Origin of the sequence: Solwaraspora sp. WMMA2056 (genome assembly GCF_030345095.1) — a bacterium.
Lineage (GTDB): Bacteria > Actinomycetota > Actinomycetes > Mycobacteriales > Micromonosporaceae > Micromonospora_E.
In genome coordinates this window covers 2,643,988-2,666,112 of record NZ_CP128360.1, presented here as the reverse complement: position 1 = coordinate 2,666,112, position 22,125 = coordinate 2,643,988, and the positions used below count along the sequence as shown (strand labels likewise).

22 protein-coding genes, 1 tRNA gene and 3 pseudogenes are annotated in these 22,125 nt (G+C 70.3%); 15 read left to right on the top strand and 11 right to left on the bottom strand.

Going from position 1 to position 22,125, the window contains the following annotated elements:
* The first annotated feature begins 104 nt into the window (after positions 1 to 104).
* The 6 genes from O7608_RS12250 to O7608_RS12225 all read left to right on the top strand — a co-directional run bounded on the left by O7608_RS12250 (position 105) and on the right by O7608_RS12225 (position 5,499).
* On the top strand, positions 105 to 941 hold the full coding sequence (locus tag O7608_RS12250) for a CPBP family intramembrane glutamic endopeptidase (protein WP_289210071.1): 837 nt from the start codon (positions 105 to 107) through the stop codon (positions 939 to 941).
* Positions 938 to 2,092: a sensor histidine kinase gene (locus tag O7608_RS12245; RefSeq protein ID WP_289210070.1), complete on the top strand. Its 1,155-nt coding sequence runs from the start codon at positions 938 to 940 to the stop codon at positions 2,090 to 2,092. Before O7608_RS12250 ends, O7608_RS12245 begins: the two co-directional genes overlap by 4 nt.
* Positions 2,089 to 2,748: a response regulator gene (locus O7608_RS12240; RefSeq protein ID WP_289210069.1), complete on the top strand. Its 660-nt coding sequence runs from the start codon at positions 2,089 to 2,091 to the stop codon at positions 2,746 to 2,748. Before O7608_RS12245 ends, O7608_RS12240 begins: the two co-directional genes overlap by 4 nt.
* A 192-nt stretch (positions 2,749 to 2,940) precedes the next feature.
* On the top strand, positions 2,941 to 3,942 hold the full coding sequence (locus O7608_RS12235; protein WP_289210068.1) for an NAD-dependent epimerase/dehydratase family protein: 1,002 nt from the start codon (positions 2,941 to 2,943) through the stop codon (positions 3,940 to 3,942).
* Positions 3,943 to 3,992: 50 nt separating this feature from the next.
* Positions 3,993 to 4,817, top strand: coding sequence for an enoyl-CoA hydratase/isomerase family protein (locus tag O7608_RS12230; RefSeq protein WP_289210067.1), 825 nt, complete (start codon positions 3,993 to 3,995; stop codon positions 4,815 to 4,817).
* Positions 4,818 to 4,893: 76 nt separating this feature from the next.
* Complete coding sequence (locus tag O7608_RS12225) at positions 4,894 to 5,499, top strand: TetR/AcrR family transcriptional regulator (RefSeq protein WP_289210066.1); 606 nt, start codon at positions 4,894 to 4,896, stop codon at positions 5,497 to 5,499.
* A 21-nt stretch (positions 5,500 to 5,520) separates the two neighbouring features.
* Here the strand turns inward: O7608_RS12225 and O7608_RS12220 are convergent, their stop codons facing one another.
* On the bottom strand, positions 5,521 to 6,690 hold the full coding sequence (locus O7608_RS12220; protein WP_289210065.1) for an FAD-dependent oxidoreductase: 1,170 nt from the start codon (positions 6,688 to 6,690) through the stop codon (positions 5,521 to 5,523).
* A gap of 267 nt (positions 6,691 to 6,957) precedes the next feature.
* Between O7608_RS12220 and O7608_RS12215 the strand changes: the two genes are divergently transcribed.
* Both O7608_RS12215 and O7608_RS12210 read left to right on the top strand, forming a co-directional pair.
* A complete protein-coding gene (locus tag O7608_RS12215; protein WP_289210064.1) occupies positions 6,958 to 7,713 on the top strand; it encodes a helix-turn-helix domain-containing protein in 756 nt (251 codons plus the stop codon).
* A gap of 343 nt (positions 7,714 to 8,056) precedes the next feature.
* Positions 8,057 to 8,129 (top strand) — tRNA-Arg (locus tag O7608_RS12210).
* Positions 8,130 to 8,371: 242 nt separating this feature from the next.
* Here the strand turns inward: O7608_RS12210 and O7608_RS32170 are convergent.
* The 3 genes and pseudogenes from O7608_RS32170 to O7608_RS12200 form a co-directional block, all read right to left on the bottom strand.
* A pseudogene (locus O7608_RS32170) lies at positions 8,372 to 8,515 on the bottom strand (IS701 family transposase); the annotation flags it as partial.
* A gap of 45 nt (positions 8,516 to 8,560) precedes the next feature.
* Positions 8,561 to 9,729, bottom strand: a protein-coding gene (locus O7608_RS12205) for an IS3 family transposase (protein WP_421357131.1) whose coding sequence is annotated in 2 segments (ribosomal slippage) — positions 8,561 to 9,474 and positions 9,474 to 9,729 — 1,170 coding nt in all. Because the reading frame shifts where the segments join, the coding sequence is not laid out codon by codon here.
* A 52-nt stretch (positions 9,730 to 9,781) separates the two neighbouring features.
* Positions 9,782 to 11,044 (bottom strand): annotated as a pseudogene (locus tag O7608_RS12200) (IS701 family transposase); the annotation flags it as partial.
* Positions 11,045 to 11,170: 126 nt separating this feature from the next.
* On the opposite strand from O7608_RS12200, the gene O7608_RS12195 reads away from it, so the two are divergent.
* Positions 11,171 to 12,148, top strand: coding sequence for a tetratricopeptide repeat protein (locus O7608_RS12195; protein ID WP_289210062.1), 978 nt, complete (start codon positions 11,171 to 11,173; stop codon positions 12,146 to 12,148).
* Between the two features lie 5 nt (positions 12,149 to 12,153).
* Positions 12,154 to 12,315 (top strand): hypothetical protein, encoded by a 162-nt coding sequence (locus tag O7608_RS12190; protein WP_289210061.1) that lies wholly within the window; start codon positions 12,154 to 12,156, stop codon positions 12,313 to 12,315.
* A 178-nt stretch (positions 12,316 to 12,493) separates the two neighbouring features.
* On the opposite strand, the gene O7608_RS12185 is transcribed toward O7608_RS12190, so the two are convergent.
* Entirely contained in the window at positions 12,494 to 12,955 is a 462-nt protein-coding gene (locus O7608_RS12185) for a VOC family protein (RefSeq protein ID WP_289210060.1), read from the bottom strand.
* A 23-nt stretch (positions 12,956 to 12,978) separates the two neighbouring features.
* Between O7608_RS12185 and O7608_RS12180 the strand changes: the two are divergent.
* Both O7608_RS12180 and O7608_RS12175 read left to right on the top strand, forming a co-directional pair.
* A pseudogene (locus O7608_RS12180) lies at positions 12,979 to 13,623 on the top strand (helix-turn-helix transcriptional regulator); the annotation flags it as partial.
* A 158-nt stretch (positions 13,624 to 13,781) separates the two neighbouring features.
* Positions 13,782 to 14,057: a WCX domain-containing protein gene (locus tag O7608_RS12175; RefSeq protein ID WP_289211158.1), complete on the top strand. Its 276-nt coding sequence runs from the start codon at positions 13,782 to 13,784 to the stop codon at positions 14,055 to 14,057.
* A 55-nt stretch (positions 14,058 to 14,112) separates the two neighbouring features.
* Here O7608_RS12175 and O7608_RS12170 read toward each other — a convergent pair whose 3' ends face one another.
* Positions 14,113 to 14,751, bottom strand: a complete 639-nt coding sequence (locus tag O7608_RS12170) for a TetR/AcrR family transcriptional regulator (RefSeq protein WP_289210059.1) — start codon at positions 14,749 to 14,751, stop codon at positions 14,113 to 14,115.
* A gap of 80 nt (positions 14,752 to 14,831) precedes the next feature.
* Here O7608_RS12170 and O7608_RS12165 point away from each other — a divergent pair, with 80 nt between their 5' ends.
* Positions 14,832 to 15,725 (top strand): SDR family NAD(P)-dependent oxidoreductase, encoded by an 894-nt coding sequence (locus tag O7608_RS12165; protein WP_289210058.1) that lies wholly within the window; start codon positions 14,832 to 14,834, stop codon positions 15,723 to 15,725.
* Between the two features lie 40 nt (positions 15,726 to 15,765).
* Here O7608_RS12165 and O7608_RS12160 read toward each other — a convergent pair whose 3' ends face one another.
* Positions 15,766 to 16,713 carry a ketopantoate reductase family protein gene (locus tag O7608_RS12160; protein ID WP_289210057.1) on the bottom strand — a complete coding sequence of 316 codons (948 nt, stop codon included), beginning with the start codon at positions 16,711 to 16,713 and terminating at the stop codon, positions 15,766 to 15,768.
* 154 nt (positions 16,714 to 16,867) lie between these two features.
* Positions 16,868 to 17,185: a hypothetical protein gene (locus O7608_RS12155; protein WP_289210056.1), complete on the bottom strand. Its 318-nt coding sequence runs from the start codon at positions 17,183 to 17,185 to the stop codon at positions 16,868 to 16,870.
* 227 nt (positions 17,186 to 17,412) lie between these two features.
* On the opposite strand from O7608_RS12155, the gene O7608_RS12150 reads away from it, so the two are divergent.
* Both O7608_RS12150 and O7608_RS12145 read left to right on the top strand, forming a co-directional pair.
* Positions 17,413 to 18,192 (top strand): DivIVA domain-containing protein, encoded by a 780-nt coding sequence (locus tag O7608_RS12150; RefSeq protein WP_289210055.1) that lies wholly within the window; start codon positions 17,413 to 17,415, stop codon positions 18,190 to 18,192.
* A gap of 196 nt (positions 18,193 to 18,388) precedes the next feature.
* Positions 18,389 to 19,432 (top strand): hypothetical protein, encoded by a 1,044-nt coding sequence (locus tag O7608_RS12145; RefSeq protein WP_289210054.1) that lies wholly within the window; start codon positions 18,389 to 18,391, stop codon positions 19,430 to 19,432.
* A gap of 78 nt (positions 19,433 to 19,510) precedes the next feature.
* Here the strand turns inward: O7608_RS12145 and O7608_RS12140 are convergent, their stop codons facing one another.
* From O7608_RS12140 to O7608_RS12130, 3 genes are read right to left on the bottom strand one after another with little or no spacing between them, the layout of a single operon-like run.
* Positions 19,511 to 19,975: a hypothetical protein gene (locus O7608_RS12140; protein WP_289210053.1), complete on the bottom strand. Its 465-nt coding sequence runs from the start codon at positions 19,973 to 19,975 to the stop codon at positions 19,511 to 19,513.
* Positions 19,950 to 20,642: an RNA polymerase sigma factor gene (locus tag O7608_RS12135; protein ID WP_289210052.1), complete on the bottom strand. Its 693-nt coding sequence runs from the start codon at positions 20,640 to 20,642 to the stop codon at positions 19,950 to 19,952. Before O7608_RS12135 ends, O7608_RS12140 begins: the two co-directional genes overlap by 26 nt.
* Positions 20,639 to 22,009: a S8 family peptidase gene (locus O7608_RS12130; RefSeq protein WP_289210051.1), complete on the bottom strand. Its 1,371-nt coding sequence runs from the start codon at positions 22,007 to 22,009 to the stop codon at positions 20,639 to 20,641. Before O7608_RS12130 ends, O7608_RS12135 begins: the two co-directional genes overlap by 4 nt.
* Positions 22,010 to 22,125: the final 116 nt, after the last annotated feature.

Here is a 22,125-nt window from a genome sequence, read left to right as displayed (position 1 = left end):
ACCCGAAGTGTCCACCCGACGGTGACGACCCACCGGTCGGTTCCTTCATAGCCTTTCGACGATGACCGCGGCGCATCGGCCACGGTCACGTCGAAGGAGCACTCATGCGTCTGGTGAAACAACTCGTGGCGGTCGCGGCGGTCGCATTCGTCGGCAGCCGGGTGGTCGCCGGCGTCGGCGGCAACCCCTGGCTGACGCTGGCAGCGGGTGTCGCGACAGCCATCGCCGCGATCCTCGTCTACGCCTGGGTGGTACGGCGTACCGAACGCCGGGCACCGACGGAGATCGCCCGGTCCGGCGCGGCGACGCGGACCGCGTGGGGCGGGCTGATCGGCGTCGCCATGTTCGTGGCCGTCATCGTCACCATCGCCTCCCTCGGCGGCTACCAGGTGCACGGGCTGGGTTCGGTGACCGGCGCGGTGGCGCTGATCGGATTCATGGCTGCCGCCGCCGTGACCGAGGAGCTGATCTTCCGGGGGGTGCTGTTCCGGATCGTCGAGGAACGCACCGGCACCTGGATCGCGCTGCTGCTGACCGGGGTGGTGTTCGGCCTGGCGCACCTGCCCAACCCGGACGCCGGGCTGTGGGGCGCGACCGCCATCGCCATCGAAGCCGGCTTCATGCTCGCCGCCTGTTACGTCGCCACCCGCAACCTGTGGCTGCCGATCGGGCTGCACTTCGGCTGGAACTTCGCCGCCGGCGGCATCTTCGGCACCGCCGTCTCCGGCACCGGCCAGCCGGACGGGCTGCTGGACGCCACGACCTCGGGCCCGGCTCTGCTCACCGGCGGCGCGTTCGGACCGGAGGGGAGCCTGTACGCCGTAGCCGCCGGGGCGATCCTGACCGTCGTGTTCCTGTGGCTGGCCCACCGGCGCGGGCACATCGTCGCCCGCCGTCGGCGGGCCGTCGGCGTCGGGCCGGTTGCTACGGTCACCCGGTGATCGACCTCCGGGGAGTCCGGGAGCGGTGGCAGCGCTGCGACGTCACGGTCCGGGACCTTCCGCTGGCGCTGCTGCTCGCCGTCGCGACCATGGTGCCGGCGCTGGACAACCGGGGTACGCGGCTCGGTGACCTGCCCGACCGTCCGTTCGACGCGCTGGCTGTCGCCGTGGTCGCCCTGCAGTGCCTGCCGCTGGCCGGCCGCCGGCGCTGGCCGGGCAGCTGCCTCGCCCTGGTGTCGGTCGGTTTCGCCGCCGATCAGCTGCTCGGCTACCACACGGTCGCGGGCACCGCGCTGCCGGTCGCGCTGCTGAGCGCCGGAGCCCACCTGGACCGGCACCGGCGCGCCACCCTCGTCGCGGTCTCCGCCGCGTACGTGCTGTTGGCCGTCGCTCTCGACCAGCGCGGGTCGGCCGAAGGCCTGGCCGGGTTCGTCACGTTCTACCTGGCCCTGGCCCTGGCCTGGGGTGCCGGGGCGTGGCTCCGGACGACCCGGGCGGCTGAGGCCCGGCACCGCCGGCACGTCGCCGAGAGCACCCGGATCGCCGAACGCACCCGGATCGCCCGCGAGCTGCACGACGTCGTGACGCACCATGTGACGGCGATGGTGGTGCAGGCCGAGGCGGCGCGCTACCTGACCGCCGCCCCGGACCGCCTCGACCAGACGCTGACCACGATCACCGGCACCGGCCGGCGGGCGATCTCGGACCTGCGGAACCTGCTCGACCTGCTCGACCCCGACCACAGCGGTACGCCAGCCACCTCGTCCACAGGCCACCTGCACGCACTGGTCGAGCAGACCAGGCAGGCCGGCCAACCGGTGGAGTTCACGCAGGAGGGCGGGCCGCCGGAGTCGACCGGCAGCGCCGAGGCGACCACCTACCGGGTCGTCCAGGAAGCCCTGACGAACGCACTCAAGTACGACCACGGCGGGCCGACAGCGGTGCACGTCCGGTACGACGAGACGGAGATCAGTGTGACGGTCAGCAGCGCGGGATCGGGGTCGAGCGCCGGGTCTCCCGGCGGCGCGGGACGCGGCCTGGCCGGCCTGGCCGAACGGGTCGGCCTGCTCGGCGGCGACTTCGGCGCCGGCCGGCAGCGGTGCGGCGGTTTCCTGGTCCGCGCCCGCATCCCCACCGGCGGCCCGTCGTGACCGCCCCGGTCCGGGTGCTGATCTGCGACGACCAGGCGCTGATCCGTACCGGCTTCGCGACGATCATCGGCGCGCAGCCAGACCTTGAGGTGGTCGGCGAGTGCGGCGACGGGCAGGCCGCCGTCGACCTCGCCGGCCGGCTGCGCCCCGACGTGGTGGTGATGGACGTACGGATGCCGGTGCTGGACGGAATCGAGGCCACCCGCAGGCTCGCCGGGGCCGGCGTCGCGGATCCCGTCAAGGTGCTCGTGGTGACGACCTTCAACCTCGACGAGTACGTGTACGACGCGCTACGCGCCGGGGCGAGCGGGTTCCTGCTCAAGGACGCGCCCCCGGCCCAGTTGCTGCACGGCATCCGGACCGTCGCCGCCGGCGCGGCGCTGCTGGCCCCGGAGGTGACCCGCCAACTCGTCGGCCGGTACGCCGCACGCATCCGCCCCGCCGACGACACCACGGCCGGCGTTCCGCTGACCCTACGCGAGCTGGAGGTGCTCCGGCTGATCGCCAACGGCCTGTCCAACAGCGAGATCGCCGCGACCCTGGTGATCAGCCAGGAGACCGTCAAGACGTACGTGTCACGCATCCTCACGAAGCTGGACCTGCGCGACCGGGTCCAGGCCGTGGTGTACGCGTACCGCCGGGGTCTGGTGACCTGACCCCGCCGCCCGGTCCGGGCCCCTCGACCGGTTCCCGCTGATGACAAAGTCATCCCAGACAGTTGACAGCGTCATCTCGGCTGCCTACGCTGACCGTGATGACGTTGTCATCTCACAACGCCGGAGCTCTCGGTCGCGGGAGTCAGAACCGCAGGAATGCCGTAGGCCCGGCGCAATCGTCGAGGAGTGTCGATGAAAATCTTTCTCACGGGTGGATCGGGCTTCGCCGGAGGAGCAATCCTGCGGCGGCTGGTCGATGACGGACACACTGTGCACGCACTCGCGCGGTCCGCAGCGGCCGCAGACGCGATCACATCGGCCGGCGGGCTCCCGGTCAGCGGTGACCTGTCGGACCTGACCAGGTCCGGCAGCGGGCAGGCATGGCTACCGATTCTCGACGAGGTCGACGCCGTGGTGCACGCGGCGGCCTTCATGGCGTTCTGGGGGCCCGACCAGGTCTTCGTCGACCGCAACCTGCTGCCGACCAGAGCCCTCTACCAGGCCGCCGTGAACGCGCAGGTCAAGCGATTCGTCCTGGTGTCCGCAGCCAGTGTCTCCACCGGCACCAATCACGACCACACCGTCGACGAGAACTCCGACCCGGGCAAGGCGAACATCGCGTACAGCCGGGTGAAGCTCCGTACCGAGCAGGAACTGCTTGCCCTGCCGCACGGGAACACCTCCCTGGTCGTCATCCGACCGCCGTTCCTGTGGGGCCAGGGCATGACCCATACCTTGCAGGGATTCATCGACTCCGTCGAAGCCGGCCGATTCTCCTGGATCGACGGAGGGCGGCACCTGGTCGACTTCTGCCACGTCGACAACCTCGCCCACATCCTCACGCTGGCACTCGACCGTGGGGAACACGGCTTGATCTGCTACGTCACCGACGGCAGCCCTCGCCCCGCCCGTGACTTCTTCACCCCGCTGCTGGCCACCCGCGGCATCGACGTCAGCAAGGCCAACAGCGTCCCCCTGGCAGTCGCCTCACCGCTGGCCACGGTCTTGCAGGCCGTCGCGAAAGCGCGTCGCAGCGCCACCGCGCCGCCGATCACCCCGTGGATCGTCTCGTTCATGGGCCGCGACCGCGTCTACGACATCTCCCGCGCACGGCTTCGACTGGGCTATCAGCCGGTGATCACCGTGGAAGAAGGACTCCGGCGAATGGCGCAATCCCCCACCATCGGCCGCTGAACCTCGCGCCTACGCCACACTCCGCCACTCGACCAGCGAAAGGAAACTTCATGAAGCAGTTCACAGTGGATGACCAGTCGTCGAAGGTACGTCGAGTCACCTTCGCCAATCCACCGTTCAACCTGATCGGCGCGGACACGATGGCTGAGCTGTTCGACATCGTCGACCGGCTGAGCGGCGAGGAAACGGTCAGCGTCGTCATCTTCGACAGCGCAACGCCGGGATTCTTCGTCAACCACGTCGACGGCGAGCAGATCCCGGCTGTCGCGGCGATGGCCGGCAGCGGACCTCTGCCCGGGTTCGTCGAACTCGGCGTACGCTTGGCTGCCGCACCGTTCGTCAGCATCGCGTCGATCCGGGGACGTACCCGTGGCGGCGGCGCGGAGTACACCGCCGCCTTCGACCTGCGCTACGCCAGCCGGGAACAGGCGATCTTCGGCCAGCCCGAGGTCGGCTTCGGTCTGATCCCCGGCGCCGGCGGCACCGAACGACTGGCCCACCTCCTCGGCCGTGACCGGGCTCTGGAGGTGCTCCTGACCGGTCAGGACTACGACGCGGACCGCGCCGCGCAGTACGGCTGGGTTACCCGGGCGATCCCCGACGCCGAACTCGACGACTTCGTCGACGCTGTGGCCCGGCGTATCGCCAGCTTCGACAAGCAAGCCATCACGGCGGTCAAGACCCAGGTGAACCGCTCCACCTTGCCGCCGGAGGAGCACCTGCTGGCGTCGTTCGTCGAATCCGCCCGATCCACCACGGGACCTGCCGCCCAGGCGCGAGGGCGGGCCCTCGGCAAACTCATCGCGCAGATCGGGATCGACGATCTCGAGCGAAACCTGGGGGACCACCTCGAGTCGCTGGCCGAACGGCCGTAGCATCCTCAGGGGCGGGTAGCCACAACCTTCGGCTACGGTCGGCAAAGACGTTCCAACCCGGCCATAGGATGAGCGAATGATCCGGGCTGAAACCGCCGCCGCGACACGCCAGGCCCTGCTCGAAGCGGCGGCCGAGCTGCTTGACCACGGCGGCCTCGAAGCCGTGACTCTCCGTGCCGTTGGAGCGCGGGCTGGGGTCACCCGTGGAGCACCCTACCGGCACTTCCCGGACAAAGAACACCTCATGATCGCCGTCGGCAGCCAGGCCTGGGACGAGCTCGGTAAACGCATCGGCACCATCCACCGAGACCCGGGCCTGACACCGGCCGGAAAGCTGCGGGCCCTCCTCGCCGCTTTCATCAACCTCGCCCGCCGCCAACCCCATCTCTACCGTCTGATGTTCAGCAGCCCCGCCAGCGATCCCACCGCGTTCGCCCGGGTTGCCCAACCCACGCAGGACGAATCCCTGCGAGTAGTAGCCGCCGTGACCGGCGAGCACGATGCCCGCCGATACGCCGCACTGCTCCTCGCCAGCGCCGACGGCATCGCCGGCATGGAACTCACCGGTCAGCTCGAAGGCGACAAATGGCACACCACCGCCGAAGAGCTGATCGACACCCTCGTCACCATGGTCGCCGCTCAAACCCACGGCAGCGCCACGGAGGCGGCGGTCAGTTCCTGACACATCCTCGACCAGGCCCAATCATTTTGGCGGGGCCGTCGCTTCGGACTTTCGCTGCATCCAGGTCCTGGCCTGGTCGACCAGTTGTTGCGGCGCGTCGGGGGCGAAGCTGGCGACGAGATTGTCCGCCGACGCCCGGCCGGCCGCCTCGGCACGGGAGAACATCGCGGCTTCGTACGCGGTAAGCGCGGATTCCACGTCGGAGTGTTCCGCCAACGCGGCACCGAGATCCGCGGCGTCGAGCAGCGCGAGGTTCGCTCCCTGCCCGGCGAACGGGGACATCACATGCGCCGCGTCGCCGAGCAGGGTCACGCCGGCGGTACGCGCCCACCTCAGCCCCACCGGAAGTGCGTTGATCGGGCGCGGAACCAGGGGCCCTTCACCCTCGCCGATCAGCGCGCGGAGGCCGGGCGCGAAGTCGTGGAAGATCTCCAGCAGTCGCTGGCGAGTGCCACCCGGGTCGGTGGGCTCCACGAACCTGCTGGCCCAGCTCTCATCGCCCTGAACCGCATAATAGATTCTGATCACGCCACCACCGTTACGCTGGGCGATTATCCCGCGGCCTTCCGCCAAGGCGTACATCGACCCCGGCCCGACCAGATTTGCCGCCTCACGATGCTTTGCATCGACATCAGTCAGAAGATCCTCGACGAAGGACACGCCGGAGTAGCCAGGGACCGCGTCCGTCAGCAGCGAGCGCACCTTCGACCAGCAGCCGTCTGCGCCGACCAGGACCTCGGCCTCCACGATCTCACCGTTGTCCATGGTGAGCTCCGTGCGCCCGCCGCCCGGCCTTGTCACCGAGGTCACCTTCGTGTTCCAGCGGACAACACCCTCGGGTAGCGATTCGACCAGCAGACGCCTCAGGTCGCCGCGGTCCACTTCGGGCCGCACGCCGGCACCACCCTCGTACGCCAGGTCGAAATGCACGGTCCCGAACCTGTCGACAAGGCGCGTCGTCTCCCCTGCGTCCCGCGAGATCGAGCGAAACTCCTCGAACAGACCGGCATCGACGAGCCCCCGCTGGCCTGAATCCGCGTTCAGGCCGAGCGTGCCGCCCGCGTCGCGGACCCGCGACGACGCATCAAGCTCGTAAACCGTCGACGGGATCCCGCGCAGGTGCAGGATGCGGGCCAGAGCCAGACCGCCCAGGCCACCCCCGACAATCGTCACGTGTCTTGTGGCCGCCAATTCCCCACCATCCCTCGTTGTCGGCTGGCTTGCCTGCCAAACCTAGGAACACACGCCCGGCCTCGCTTGGACAGCCGAGCCAGCCGGTGGGACTTGCGGGACAAGTGGTTCGATGGGTGGATGAACGCTTCCCGCCGACATGCGGCACGACCCGGGCAGGTCGACGCGACGGCGCGGTCGCCCAGCTGCGCGCCGCCCCCGGCAGCCGATCAGGGCGCGGCCGTCGGAGCGCGTGTTCGTAGCCGTGAGGCCCGAGCACGGGATGTCGTGGTCACGGACTTCCACACCCCGACGGGGGTGCGGGCGCAGACCTCTCCGGCGGACGAAACGGAGTTCCGGTTGTACGCGGTACGCCGCGGCACCTGGACGTTGCGCTACGACCGCGCGGTGCTCCCGGTCCGGGAAGGCCAGTTCATGATCCATCGTGCCGGCGGCCTGGCCGGCTTCGACGCGGACCCACGAACCGCCGGGCGGACAATCGGGATCCCGATCGCCGAGATCGGCGGCTACCACGGTGACGCGCTGGTGGCCAGGCCGGCCACCGCACCCGAGGTGCGGCTCCTGCTGGCGCACGCGAGCCTGCTACACGACACGGTCACAAACCTCAGGGGCGTCGGCTTGTCGGCGGCCCGGAATGCGTTGATAGAGCTCGCCCGAGGCGTGGTACGCCAGTACATCGACGACACCGAGCCCGCCCTGTTACCCGCCCTGGCACGGGCCGCTCGCGAGCTTGCCGACCACCGACTCACCGACCACGACCTGACCCCCGGGCTGCTGGCACGCGAGTTGCACGTCTCCGTACGCACGCTGAGCCGCGCCTTCGCCGCCACCGGGGAGACGACGGCCGGCTACATCCGGCGCCGCCGCCTGGAGGAAGCACGCAGAGCCTTGACTGCCGGCTACCCGGTTTCCGACGTCGCGGCCCGATGGCAGTTCGCCGACAGCAGCCACTTCATCCGTGCCTTCCGCAAGCGCTACGACCAGATCCCTACCCAGTACGTCTCCACCCGAGAGGACGTCTGATCCAAGTTTCGACGGCCCGCCGAGACCGCCGAGCGCTCTCCCAGGGAGGCGAGGAGCACGAGTACGGGCGGCTTGCGCCGCAGTTCGCCGGCGGGCGGTGCGTACGGTAGGTAGGCGAGCGTCGGCGATCTCGATGATGTGAGCGAGGTGTGCTCGTCAGCGGATGCCGGCCCGGGTGAACCGGCGCCGACGCGGGTCACCACAGCCCCGTCGTCTCACCCGGGTTTCACGTGCTCGAGCTGTGACCCTGGGCTGCGCGAACCCAGGTCCGGGTGACGTGGGTGAACGTGGGCGATCCCTGCCACCTGAGGTGAGCCCTCAGGTCGCTAGACTGGGCCCTCGCGCCCTCGTAGCTCAGGGGATAGAGCATCGGTTTCCTAAACCGTGTGTCGCAGGTTCGAATCCTGCCGGGGGCACGCAGAGCATCCGCGACAACTTCAACGGGGTCCGAGGCATCTGCCTCGGACCCCGTCTCCTGTGTTTGTGGGTGCTCGCTCATGATCGTCTCGATGGTGGCGGCGAGGGTGGGCGCCGTCTCGCCAGTGACGCTGACGCGGATGGTGACGTCGCGCCGGTGGGCGTTATAGCGCAGTTCGAGGTGGAAGGCATCGTAGATCCGACGTTGTTGATCTTCGGGTAGTACGGCAGCCGCCATTTGCTAGTTGACCAGGGCGTATTCGCGGTTGAGGCGGGTGCGTTGGTGGAACCAGCGGGCGCGGGCCTGGTGTCGTCGTCGCCAGGTCAGCCAGTTGAGGGCGTGGTCGGGTGGTTGTGGGTGGTGGAGGACGTCGGCGAGAAGCCGTGGGCTGTGTCAAGGATCTTGGACAGGTCTTCGTAGGTTTGCTGGTCAGGCGGCTATCAGGGCCTGGTAGCCGGTGAGGGCTTCGGCCGGGGTGCGGTAGTCAAGGCTGGAGTGCAGCCGTTGTCTGTTGTAGAACACCTCGATGTACTCGGCGACGGCGAACCGGGCGCGGGCACGGGTGTCGAAGCGTTCCCGGTGGTACATCTCGTTCTTCATGGTGGCGAAGAACGATTCGGCGGCGGCGTTGTCCCAGCAGACACCGGTACGTCCCACGCTCACCCGCACCTGGTTGTCGGCGCAGTGGCGGGCGAACCTGGCCGAGGTGTACTGCGCGCCCCGGTCGGAATGGAACACCGCATCCGGGCGGACGTGGCCGTGTCGGATGGCCATGGCCAGGGCGTCGACCACCAGGCTCGTGCGCATGTGCTCGGCGGTCTGCCAGCCCACGACCATCCGGGTGGCCAGGTCGATGACGGTGGCCAGGTACAGCCAGCCCTCACCCGTCCTCAGGTAGGTGATGTCGCCGACCAGGCGGGTGCCCGGGGTGTCGGCGGTGAAGTCCCTGTCGATCAGATCCTTCGCGGTGACCGGGTCCCGGCCGGGCACCGTGGTCCGCTTGTACGCCCTGGGTTGACAGGCCCGCAGGCCGAGCTCGCGCATCAGGTCGGCGACGAGCCCGACGCTGCACGCGACACCCTTGCGGTTGAGCGCGGCGGTCACCCGCCGGCAGCCGTAGGTGCCCCGGGAGGCGTCGAAGACCCGCCGCACGTGGTCGGCGAGGGTCCGACGTCGGGCGGCGGTGACCGTCTCGGCGCGTTCCCGCCAGGCGTAGTAGGTGGAGCGGGGCACGCCCAGCAGGCGGCACATCCAGGCGATCGGGTAGGTGGCCTTCTCCGCGTCGATCACCGCGCACCGCAGGGCTACGGGTGCGTCCGGGCGAAGAAGGCCGCGGCTTTTTTCAGGAACTCGTTCTCCATCCGCAGGCGGCGGATCTCGTCTTCCATCTCCTTCACACGGGTGTCCTCGGTCCGGTCGGTGTGCGGCGGTACGGGCGTGGCGTGTTCACGGCGCCAGGTGTTGACCCAGTTGCCCAGGGTGGCTTCGTGGACCTCCAGATCACGGGCCACCGCGGCGATCGGTCTACCGGTCTCGACGACCATCTGCACAGCCTCGGCCTTGAACTGCGGACTGTATCGACGACGTTGCTCGGACATGGATCCATCCTCTCAACTCGGAGGACATGTCCAAGATCCTTGGTACACCTCACCGTCCGATCTCGGGCACGGTCAGTGGGATCAGTCCGGGCTCGGCCGGTGGCGGCTGGTCGGGTGTGACCGGTGGGGGTGCCTGGCTGTCGGTGCGGTGGCGTAACCGCGCGGCGGTGACCGCGCAGACGGCGAGAGCGGCCATGACCAGTACGGTGTGCCGGGCGATCGCGTCGTGGAGGCGGGCCTGGCACTGGTCCAGGCCGAAGTGGTCCTTGCCGAACTCGAAGCATTCCTCGACCGGCCACCGCAGCCCGGCGGCGCGGACCAGCCGCGACACGACCACCGGTTGCCCCTCGGGCACGAAGCAGTAGTGGAACGCCAGTTCGCCGGTGGCCAGGTGACGGCGCACGAGGAGGTGGTGGCGGGGTGAGGCGGTGGCGATCCATGCCCACGCGTACCAGCGGTGTCCCTTCGACCCGGCACCGGCCGAGCGGACCTGCCAGCCACGACCGCGCCTGCCGGCGAGTTCCGTAACGGCTTGCGCGCAGGTCAGCCTGTCACCGGACGGCGTCTGGATCACGCACGTCGAGGCGACCCGCAGCACGTACGCCTGCCCACGGGCTTCGAGGAACTCCCTCAGTTCGGTGCAGCCGCCGTACACCTCGTCACCGCAGATCACGTCGAAGGTCAGCTCGTCGGCGTAGGCGTGGGTGCACAGGTCGATCGCGAGTTGGCCCTTCGTGCGGAACTGCGTGTCCGTCGGCAGCCCTGTCCGCGCGGCGGTGTCCGGGTCGGTGATCTGCTCGGCGGGGATCCACCGCCGGGCTGCGACCAGGGCGTGCCCGGTCCGTTCCCGCACATAGGCCAGGTGGACCGTGTTGATGCCGTTGGCGACCCGACCGGCGCAGCCCATGTACTGCCGTTTCACCCCGGCCGTCGCCGTGCCCTGCTTCGGGTGCCCGGTCTCGTCCAACGCCCCGACCGCCAGCCCACGCCGCCGCCGACGGCCGGCAGCGGTGTCCAACCCGGCCGCCGCGTACCGCCGTACCTGGCTCGCCATACCCTCGGTGTCCCACACCGCCCTGTTCAACAACCGCTGGGTCCGGTCCGGCGTGGCATCCCCGACATGCTCGGCGATGGTCCACCCGTTGCGTTTCGGCATCCTGCTGACCAGCGCCGACACGTACCGGCCCGCGTGCAGCCACGTCCGCACTTGGACGAAACAGGACCGCGTTCGCTCCAACAGCTCGGCCCGTGCGCGCTCAGCGCGGTCGGCCGCTACCCTGGCAGCAGCAGCCGCCTTCGATCTTGTAGTCCTCACAAACACATGATCAACAGGCGGCTGCGTCTACGTTGCACCACCCTGCCAACGCGTCCTACCTGGTCACAGCCCTAATGGCGGCTGCCGTACTAGCGTCGCGTCGACCCACCGTGCAACCATCGATGAATGGTCGCCTCTGGATCCTCGGCGGAGGAGAGGCCACTGGCCGACATTCTGCGGTTGACCGGCGGGCCGGTCGTCGGCGATCCACCCGAAACCGCCGCGTCGGTCCAGCTCGCGCGCGGGATCGCGCTCGTGCAGGTGCACCGGTACGCCGAGGCCGTCATGCTGGCCGAGGCGGCAATCGACTCGGCCAGGCGGGTGCCTGGCGACGACCCAGAGTTCGTCGCCGAGCTCGTTGATGGGCTGCACACGTTCAGTAGGTTGGCGGCCGCATCCGGTAGCCGCGAGGAAGCACTGCGGGTGATGAAGGAGGCTGTCGCGCTCGCCGAGCCGCTACCGGAGCCGGACGAGACGCTGCCCCGGGCGCTGAACCAGCTCGGGTTGCTCCTGCTGGAGTGCGGTCGGGCCGAAGAGGGGCGGGCGGCGACCGAGCGTTCGGTCGCCATCCGCCGGCAGGCAGCCGAAGCCGACCCGGCAGCCCTCCCCGGCCTGGCCACGTCGCTGTACAACCTCAATCACCACCTGACGACCGCAGGACTGCACGCCGAAGCGCTCGCCAGCATCGAAGAGGCGGTGGAGATCGCCCGGCTCCTTGCCGATCGAGAGCCCGACACCTACTTGGCCGACCTGGCATCGGCGCTGCACAACCTGAGCATGACGCTCCGCGAGACTGGACAGATCGATCGGGCCATCTGCACCGTCGAGGAGGCCATCGAGATATATCACCGTCTTGCTGACCGGGATCCGGCCCACTACCTGCCAGAACTGGCCGAGTCGCTGGAGGTCATGTGCCATCAGGTCGCCGGCACCGGACAGTATCGCGCCGCCGCTGCGCTCGCAGACCGTTGCGCGCAGGCCTACCGTGCCGGTGGAAATCCCGGCGCCGCACTGGGCATGCGGGTGCACAAGGTGCGCTACCGGCTCCGCGGGTTGACCCGTCGCGGCTCCGGCCCTGAGCACGACTCCGATCGGCATAGTTAATGATCATGGCCATTCTGGACTGGATCGTCGTCATCGCCTCGGCGGTCCTCCTGGTGGTTTTCGGCATCGCGTCGTTCTCGACCGACCTGCCACTGGGCATGTTCCTGTTCCCACTGGCTGCCGGCACCTGCGCTGGAATCGATCTCTACGCACGCTATCGCCGGTGAAAGTGGCAGGTACGGCGGGTTGCCGTTGCGGTCCGACAGCATGCGTTCGGTTTCGCCGTCACCGCCGTAGGCATCGGCGGGTCGATTAGGTCGCTACCGGCGTCCGATGCTTGGTGGACGAAAAGGCGAGGCGGACCCAGGGCGGCCGGTCTGCCGCCCTGGGGTGAAGTGGTGTGGCTCAGCCGGCGTACGGGGCGGCGACGTCGAGAATCCACGTGACGCCGAAGCGGTCGGTCAGCATCCCGAAGCCCGGCGCCCACTGCGAGGGCCCGTACTTTTCGATGATGTCGGCGCCGTCGGCGAGCTTGTCCCAGAGGGCGGCGACCTCCTCGGCGGTCTCACCCCGGACGGAGACGAAGAACCGGTCGCCGGTCAGGGTCATGCCGTGCTCGCGCGCGGTGGGGGCCGGCGCGGTCGGGGCGGGTGCCTGGCTGGGCACGTCGTAGGCCATGATGCTGAAGCCGTTGTCGGCCGTGACCTGGCCGAAGACGACCTTGTCCGCGTCCGGCAACTCCTTCGGCATGCCGAAGTCGCCGTACGCCACGACGTTGAGCTGGCCGCCGAACACGGACTGGTAGAACTTCAGCGCGGCACGGGCGTCGCCGCGGAAGTTCAGGTGGGTGGTCGTGGAGATGCTCATGCTGTGAACTCCTTGGCGGTTATGTGCGAGCCGGCGGCTGGCCGGTTCGGACCAAGATTCGCAGCGGTAGGTGCCAGGTTGTGGCACCTACCCGGGGCAGAATCGGTGACGTGCCGAAAACCTCAGCTCGACTGCTGGCAGTGCTGTCGCTCCTGCAGGCCCGCCGGGACTGGTCCGGCACGGCGTTGGCCGAACGCCTGGGCGTCAGCCTGCGCACCGTACGCCGCGACATCGACCGGCTCCGTGACCTCGGCTATCCCATCGCTGCGGTCAAGGGACCCGACGGCGGCTACCGGCTCAGCGCCGGCACAGACCTGCCCCCGCTGCTGTTCGACGATGACCAGGCCGTCGCTCTCACCGTCGCCCTGCAGATCGCCGCGACCACCAGGGGTAGCGGCGTCGCCGAGGACGCTGCCCGCGCGCTGAACACGATCCGTCAGGTCATGCCCGCCCGGCTGCGACACCGCATCGACGCGGTGCAGGTCACCGCCGTCGACCGGCCCAGTCGCCGGCCTGCCGCTCCGGTGGACGGGCAGGTGCTCACGGCGATCAGCGCGGCCGCCCAGGCGCACGAGATCCTGCGTTTCGACTACGGCGCGGACAGCACAGACAAGCCTCCCCGCCGGGCGGAACCGCACCACGTCATCACCTGGGACGGCCGCTGGTACCTCGTCGCCTTCGAACTCGACCGCGACGACTGGCGCACTTTCCGCATCGACCGGATCGCTCTGCGCACACCCAACGGGCCACGGTTCACGCCCCGCACGGTGCCAGGAGGAGACGTCGTCAGCTACGTCACAGCAGCTTCCGTGGCTCCGGCGACACCTTGGCCGGGTGGCCCTGTCAGGGAACGGTCATCCTCGATCTGCCCGCCGCCACCGTGGCGAACTACACCCGCGACGGGCACATCGAGGAGATCGGCCCCGACCGTTGCAAGCTCACCCTCGGTTCCTGGTCCTGGCCCAGCCTGGCCGCCGCCATCGCCCGATACGACGCTGACATCGAAGTCGTCGGCCCCGACGAACTCTCCGATGCCTTCACTCACCTCGTTCAACGATTCAACCGGATCACAGCCCGCCGGCACGCCCCACCGGCAGGTTAGGCCGGACCGGCAACCACGCGGCACCGGCGGTGTCGGGGTGGATGTCCACTAAAGACTACGTTGACTGCGCTGGGCCCGGCTGGGGCTTCAGCCCGTCGCGCAGGACGGCGAGGATTCGTTGCTGACCCGCCGTATCCGGGCCGACGTGTTCCAGGGTCCGCGCGGTGCCGATCATCAACCCGATCAGCTCGGGCGTTGCGACGTCCGGGCGTACCGCTGCGGCCCGCTGCGCCTTGACCAGCAGTTCACCGACGGCGTCGCGCAGGTCCACACCGGCGGAGGCGATCGCCGCCCACACTGCGGCCATCGCCTCGTCGCCGGAGTCGATGGCGTCGGTGAAGGCGTGCTTCACCGACGACTGCCGGACGGCCTCGGTGAAGAACGCGAAGAAGCCGGCGTCGACGTCCTCGGCGGCGGCCATCTCCCGCGCGTAGGCGGTGAGCTCCCGCAGCCGGGACACGAACACCGCCTCGATGAGGGCGGCCTTCGTCGGGAAGTGCCGGAAGACGGTGCCGATCGCCACTCCGGCGAGTTCGGCGAGGTCCTCGGTCGAGGCCGACGGGCCGGCCGCCGCGAACACCTGCTCGGCGGCGGCCAGGATCCGGGCCCGGTTGCGCTGGGCGTCGGCCCGCATCCGCCTGGGCTGCGGCGACGGCGACGGCGACGGCGGGGGCGAGGAGGACGTGGTGGCCACCGGAGCATTATCCACCAGGCGATCATGAGTCACACACTCCGTTTGACAACATGAGTGAGTTACTCATATTGTCCTGGGCCATGACGACCACCGTGATGACCGGCGGCACCTCGGGGTTCGGTGCGGACGCCCGGGCCCGGCTGGCGGCACGACCCGGAGCCCGGGTCCTGTCCGGCTCCCGCAGCACCGACTCGACCGACCCCGACGCGCTGTCCCTGGACCTCGCCCGGCTGGACAGCGTGCGCGCCTTCGCACAGGCCGTCATCGACCGGCTCGACGGCACCCGGATCGACGCCCTGGTCCTGAACGCCGGCCTCAGCTTCCGCACCGGCGACCGACGCACCGCCGACGGCTTCGAGACCACCTTCGCGGTCAACCACCTCGCGCACTACCTGCTGATCCGGCTGCTGATGCCCCACCTCGGTCCAAAGGCGACGGTCATCCTCACCACGAGCGGCACCCACGACCCCGACCTCAGGACGTTCCTGCCGACGCCGCCACGACACGCGGACGCCCGCCTGTTGGCCCACCCCGAGACCGACCCGCAGCGTGACACCGACCCACGGTCGGCCGGTGGTCGCGCGTACACGTCGTCGAAGTTGTGCAACATCCTGACCGCGCGGGCGCTGGCCGCCCGGCCTGAGGCCCGCGACGGACACTGGCGGGTCCTGGTGTTCGACCCCGGACCCACCCCTGGCACCGGGCTGCTCCGCGACACCCCGCCGGCCCTGCGGCTGACCTGGCGGTTGCTCGGCGGCACGACCCGACTGATGCCCCGGTTCAACAGCCGTACGGCGGTCGCCGCAGCCCTGACCGACCTCACCCTCGGCACCGTCGCGGCCCCGCCCGGGCACTACTACGCCCGCGTCGTCGGCAACCGACTCACCTGGACCACCCCGTCCCGGCTGGCCCGCAGCGACGACGCCCGGGACGCCCTGTGGGCCGACAGCGCCGACCTGCTGGCCCTACGCTGAACGGCGACGTTTCTCGCCGCCGCGCAGCTCACGACGACCGTCAGATCGTCCTCTCGCCGGCGAAGTAGGGCTCGGCCGCCTCCAGCCGGGGCACTGGGACGCCCAGCCGGCGCGCTTCGGCGAGGGTGTCGCGGCAGACCGCGCGCAGCTCCTCAGGGTTGGCGTGGGCCTGCATCACCGCGCGCGACGGCGGGAAGTGGCCGAACAGCCAGGCGAGTGCCGGTGCCGCCAGCCAGATGGGAGCCCGGAACGGCAGCAATTCTTTCCGATGCCGCCGCAGATCGATGCCACGGGCCTCGACGAGCGGCAGCAGCTCGCGGGTGGCGAGGATCGCTTCGCGTACGTGGCCCGTCGCCAGCCCGGAGAGGGAGCCCAGCTTCAGGCTCTGCGTGTGCAGTCCGGCGTTCTGGACGAAGTGGACGGCCAGCCAGCCTCGGAAGTCGGAGTTCTCCAGGATCCGCAACCCCGCCTGGCGAAACACCTGGCGCACGGCCCGCTCCCGCTCGGTCGGCGGCCGGTCTAGCGTGCCGAAGAAGACCATGGGCAGCAGCGCCGCGCGCAGCACCCCGTCGTCGCCGAAGCCGCCGCCGGCCCCGGGGAAGCCCCAGGCGACCTGGTCGGCGGGGAGGTGCTCGGTCGCGGTCAGCGGCTCGACCCACAGGTTGTTGAAGACGAGTACTGTGGCGCCGCCTGCGCGCGGCCCCAGGAATTCCGCAGCCTCCGCGAAGCCGTAGTGCTGCACGCTCAGCACGATCAGATCGAAGTCGTGGTCCGGCTCCAGCGACTCGCGGTAGCGGACCGGCCAGCTCTCGGTGACCCGCTTTCCCCACGGCCGCCGCCGCGCGTCGAGCAGATCAAGATCGACGACATCGCCGTACGCCGCTGCCCGACCCGGCCGGACGTAGAACTCGACGTGGTGCCCGGCCCGTTCCAGGGCCCAGCCGTACGCCACGGCGATCACGCCTCGGCCGAACATCAAGATCTTCACGCGGCACCCCATGCCCGATAACCGGAGACTGTCTCCACATCCAAAATATGGAGACAGCCTCCACTTGTCAACCGGGGGCCGGGGCGGGGCGCAGCCCTTCGCCACCGTCGGCACCCCACGTCGGGAGCGCATCGAACGGCGTACGCCCTGGCGGTCAGCGTCGTCTGAGGGGACTCACGGCGTCTCGCCACAGCATGCCCACCATCGCCTGCCGGCGGTTGATGTCACGCGGCATCAGCCCGCCCGCGTACAACATGATCATCCCGGTGAGTCCGAGCACCACCGTGGGGATCAGGACGGCCGCCAGGCAGATCGCAAGAATGTCCGTCAGGACCGCAACGTCGACACCAGTCGACGCCACCGCCAGCCCGCCCAGCATCAGAGCGACCGGCTGACAGCGAAGGGCCCACACGAGGAGCCGGTACCCCCGGGTCCGACGCAGCGGAACGGCCTTTCGCTGGGGTTCGGCCACGACCCACCTTCCTCGCCCGAGCGTCGGCGCAACGACCCGCGCCGCGTCGCGCAGCTTGGCGGCGGCGCACCCCGCAGCGCACCAGTAGGGTTCCATGGCTGCGCAAGCTCGGCCGGTTCCGGTCAGGACCACGACCTTCCTCGGCCCAGCGACACCGGCGCGGCCTTGTCGATGCCTTCTACGATGTGCGCCGGCAGAGGTACGCGAGCCGGACTCAGGAGGACGATGTGGAGCTGCACAAGCGTCGGGGCGCAATCGCGACAGGTGTGGCCCTGCTCATCGTTGCCGCTCTTGTCCTGCTGTGCCTGCCGATCGGCTGGACCACACGGATCCTGCTGTGGGTCGGCGGGGCGGCCGTCCTCGGCGTACTGATCGTCCGCGCGGTCCGGCCGTTCCGGTTCCGGATCGGACCCGACGGCCTGACCTTCGGAAGTGGCGGCGCCACCCGCTCGGTGCCGTGGGACGACGTGCAGGCCGTCGTGCTCGACCAGCCCGCGCCGGGCGCGGGCGGCGGCGACCGACCCTCGCCGCGACTGCTACTGGCACCCGCTGGCGGAGCGGACGTCGGTTTGCCGACGACCGCCAGCAGTATGGCGTACGACGGCGGCTGCGCGGTGCTGCTCGACCTCGGCGACGTCGTGGAGTCGCCCGACCAGGTGGCCGAGGCCCTGACCCGGTACGCCGGGGACCGGTTCGTCGACGCGCGCCCGTCGCGCGGAACCGACGCAGTGGATCTGGACTTCACCGTGGTCTTGCGCGGGTACGACCCGGCTGCCGTCGACGAGGTGATACGCATGGGCCGTGAGGCCCTGTCGTCGCCTCCGGGCGACCAGCGGCGGGTCACCGCCGCAGGCAGGATCCGGGACTCGAGGTTCCCGACCGTTCTGCGTGGATACGACCGGTGGCAGGTGGACGAGTTCCTCGACGGGCTCGCCGCCGAGTTGGCGACGCCGGTCGACGCCCCGGACGGCACCGGCACCGGCACCGGCACCGGCACCGAATCCTGAGCTGTCGGCCAGGGCGCTTGCGCCGCCGGCAGCCGGCAGCCGGCTCATCCTGGTTTCGGGTCAATGTGCGCCATCTGACAATGAGCACGGCGCGCCCAAGGTATTTCTGAACATCGATCCCGCTCGGTATGAGTGTCCACCTTGGCGACCGTCGGCACCACGCCGGTCGCCGCACTCCTACCTTCGGGAGGAAACCTTGTCCACGCGACTGACACCACGCGTACGTCGGTCCTCGCTCGCCCTGATCGGCGTGGCGGCCCTGGCGCTGCTGCTCCCGGTCACCTCGGCGAGCGCGGCGGCGCTCGACCGGTCGACCGACAGCGGCGCCGCCAGCACCGCCGCCGACGTCTGGATGATGGACAACTCGTCCGACATCGGGCTCCAGCCGCACAACATCGGTTCGATCTGGCAGAGCCCGGACATCAAGGTCTGCAACACCGCCGTGGAGTGTGCGGTCAGCCAGAACCCGATCATCGGTCAGACCAACTACATCTTCGTCAAGCTGCGCAACCCCGGGCCGTACGGCAACCCGGTGACCGAGCAGGGCGAACTGCACGTCTATCGGACCACTCCGGGTGGCGGCGCGTCCTGGCCCACCGACTGGACCGAGATCGGTTGGACCTCGGTGTCGGTCGCCCCGGGCGTCACCACGGTCACCATCCCGTGGAACGGGGTCCCCGGGCCGGGGCACTTCTGCCTGCTCACCCGGTGGATCTCCGCCAACGACCCGATGACCGTCGAGGGCCCGGACACCCCGCAGAACACCCGGAACAACAACAACATCGCCTGGCGCAACGTGGACTCGGTGGCGCTGGCACCCAACGGGCCGACCGAGGAACGGCCGTTCGCCATCGGCAACGTCCTGCGGGAGCCGACCCGCAACAGCGTGGTCTTCGCCCAGGAGGGCGCCCCTCTGCGTACCGCCGGTGGGCGCCTGGTGGTGGATCTCGGGCCGACGCTGTTCGCCCGCTGGGTCGAGGGCGGCATGGCCGGCAAGGGCATCCGCGAGGCGGGCCGCAACCAGATCGAGATCGTCGAGCCGGGCCAGGCCAGCCTGGACAACCTGGTGCTGCGCGGCAACGAGCGACTGACCATGCGGCTGCTGTTCACCGCGACCACAGCGACGGACAAGCCGATCGCCGTACTGGTCACGCAGGTCGGTCGGGACATCACCGGCAAGGAGCGGGCCGACCTGGGCGGGGTCCGCTACGACGTGACGGTCGGCAAGCGGCAACGGTAGCCACGGTGCCGGGCAGGAGCGTCAGGTCACGTCCGGGACCCGTGACCTGACGCTCCGACAGGGTCCGGATCTGCCGGGTCAGCGCAGGCTGACCCAGCAGGTCCGGACCCTGTACGTCGTGCTGGTGGCGCGCAGTTGCACCGGGCCGGCCGGTGGTACGCCCATCGAGAAGAACCCGAGCTCGTCGACCGGCACGTCGGCGTACTGCCCGGCGGCGGACCGGGCGCTGATCCGGCCCGGACCGGCCGGGGAGAGCTGGCCGACGACGCCGGTGGCGGTGACCTCGATCGCCAGGACCACCGGGCCGGAGCGGAAGGTCATCGTCCGGTCGGTGGCGGCGGAACGGGTCAGCCCGGCCGGTTCCCGGTCACAGGCCGAGTCGAAGATCAACTCGGCGACCGCCAGTTCCGCGTCGACGGTCCGCCAACTGAACGCGGCCAACGCCGCGTCGATGAACTGCTCCGACACCGGCCCGGAGTCACGCAGCGCGGCACCAAGCTCGATCAACAGCGCGTCGTCACTGTCTGGTGACCACTGCCGCATCGCGTTCACCTCCATTGCCCGGTGCCACCCCGCTCGGTGCGGGGCCGATGTAGGCGGCGAGCGCCGCACAGTTGCGCAGCTTGGCCAGGCATCGGGCCTGGGTGGGACCCACGCTGCCGGTCGGCATGCCGAGTCGTTCGCCGATCTCACGGTAGCTGGCCGGCGGGTCGGCGACGAGTAGTGCGAGCAGTTCTCGACAGCGCGACGGCAGTTCGGCGAACGCGTCGCGCAGCGCCTGACGCCGCTCGGCGCGCAGCAGGTCCTCGTCGGGAGTGGCGGGGTCGACCAGTAGCAGCGCTCCGACGTGTGCGTCGACCGACTCGTCGTACGGGTCGAAGGGCTGGGTCCGCCGGCCGAGCCGCAGCATCCGCAGGCACTCCCGGCGGGTCGTGGTCACCAGCCAGGCGGGCAGCGCGTACGACTCCCGCAGCCGGCCGAGATTCTCGACCAGCCGCAGCCAGACCGTCTGGTTGACGTCGGCGGCGTCAGCGGGATCGAGCCCGTGGCGGCGGATCACCGTCGCCACCAGCGGCGCGTAGCGGCGGACCAGCCCCGCCCAGGCGGTCTCGTCGCCTGCGGCGGCGGCGGAGACCAGGTCCGCGACGGCTTCACCGGGGTCCGCCTCGCTGGCGTCGCGGTGGCCCCCGGCGGCGGCGGGCCGGTTCATCCGACCAGCACGCCGTAATCGGGGTGCCAGGCCGGGCCGGCGGTCAGGGCCGCCGCGGCGGACACCGCGTCCAGCCCGGTGCCGGTCATCAGGGCGGCGAGCCGGCCCGAGACGTGTCCGGTGGCGAAGGAGGTGCCGGCCCAGGCGGCAAAGCCCTGGAACGGCAGGACCGGCTGGCCGGGCAGGACAAGCTGGCCGTCGACGTACGTGCTGGTCCGGTCGCCGTACGCGCTGGCGGCCACCCAGGGACCGTGGCTGCTGTAGCTGGCCGGTACCGGGCCTTTGCCGCCCGCCTCGACCGCCGCCACGGCGAGCACCCGGTCGAGCGCCGCCGGCCAGGACGGACGGCTGGTGCCGGCGTTGCCGGCGGCGGCGACCACCGCCGTCGTCGCGGGCAGCGCGGCGAGCGCGTTGGCCAGGGGCAGCGGCGGCTGGTCGTCCTGGGTGAAGTAGCCGAGGGAGAGGTTGACGATGGTGACCTCCGGGCTGAGCCGACCGATCGCGGCGACCAGGCCCTCCTCGTCGCCGATGCCGTTGGCGTCCAGGGCGGCCTCCGGGTCGACCCGTACCCCAGGTGCGGCCTGGCGCACGACACCGGCGACGAACGTGCCGTGCCCGCCCTGCATCGCCAGTTGGGTGCCGCTGAGGTAGAGCGGGTCCTCGTCGTCCGGCTCGGGCAGGTAGCTGCCGCCGAGCCACACCGGGTGCACGCTGCCGGCCTGCCGCCAGATGCCGGTGTCGCAGACGCCGACGGTGACACCGGCTCCTTCGCCGAGCCGGGCCGGGTCCGGCGGCGGCAGGGCCGGGGCGCTGCGGGGCGGCCCGCCCGGGTTGCCCATGATGTTGCCGAACCCGAGCAGTACGTGGTGTGGCTGCACCTGCGGCACCCGCCCGTCCGGCCACTGGCGCGGGTCGCGCAGCTTGTCGACCACGGCCGGGATGGCGGTCTCCTGCTGGAAACGCAGCCGGCTGACCCGGGCGAACCCGGCGTCCACGGTGAACCGGTGGCCGTCGGCGCGCAGCCGTGCCGCCACCCGGTCGACGTCGGCCGGGGCGACCAGCAACTGTCGGGGGCGGTAGAGGAACTCGGTGCCGGCGACGGTGTGCCGGCGTACGGCCGGGTGGGCGGCCACGATCTCCTGGAACGCGCGTTGGTAGCTCTCGTCGAGGCCCCGGTCGCCCTGACCACCGGCGCGGCCGTCGACCGGATCGAGCGACCCGGTGGGCCCGGTCGGATCGGTGGGCCCGGACGACCCGAACGCGCCGAGTGGCAGCGCTGCGGCGGCCAGCGCGGACCACCCCATCAGACGCCGGCGGGAAACCTGCCCGGGCGAACCCGGCACGACGGGGTGGTGGTCGGGCGACACCTGACCTCCAGGCGGTGGGAGACGGGGTCGACACCACGGAGGGCGACCACTGAAGGTTACGGGTCCGACACGATTATTTCAAAGCATAGTTAGAAGTCAATTAAGTGACCGACCCC

Excerpts from the sequence above, each read along its gene's own strand:
- O7608_RS12250 (WP_289210071.1), top strand. The coding sequence starts at position 105 with ATGCGTCTGGTGAAACAACTCGTGGCGGTCGCGGCGGTCGCATTCGTC.
- O7608_RS12235 (WP_289210068.1), top strand. The coding sequence starts at position 2,941 with ATGAAAATCTTTCTCACGGGTGGATCGGGCTTCGCCGGAGGAGCAATC.
- O7608_RS12230 (WP_289210067.1), top strand. The coding sequence starts at position 3,993 with ATGAAGCAGTTCACAGTGGATGACCAGTCGTCGAAGGTACGTCGAGTC.
- O7608_RS12225 (WP_289210066.1), top strand. The coding sequence starts at position 4,894 with ATGATCCGGGCTGAAACCGCCGCCGCGACACGCCAGGCCCTGCTCGAA.
- O7608_RS12195 (WP_289210062.1), top strand. The coding sequence starts at position 11,171 with ATGGTCGCCTCTGGATCCTCGGCGGAGGAGAGGCCACTGGCCGACATT.
- O7608_RS12190 (WP_289210061.1), top strand. The coding sequence starts at position 12,154 with ATGGCCATTCTGGACTGGATCGTCGTCATCGCCTCGGCGGTCCTCCTG.
- O7608_RS12185 (WP_289210060.1), bottom strand. The coding sequence starts at position 12,955 with ATGAGCATCTCCACGACCACCCACCTGAACTTCCGCGGCGACGCCCGT.
- O7608_RS12165 (WP_289210058.1), top strand. The coding sequence starts at position 14,832 with ATGACGACCACCGTGATGACCGGCGGCACCTCGGGGTTCGGTGCGGAC.
- O7608_RS12140 (WP_289210053.1), bottom strand. The coding sequence starts at position 19,975 with ATGCGGCAGTGGTCACCAGACAGTGACGACGCGCTGTTGATCGAGCTT.
- O7608_RS12135 (WP_289210052.1), bottom strand. The coding sequence starts at position 20,642 with ATGAACCGGCCCGCCGCCGCCGGGGGCCACCGCGACGCCAGCGAGGCG.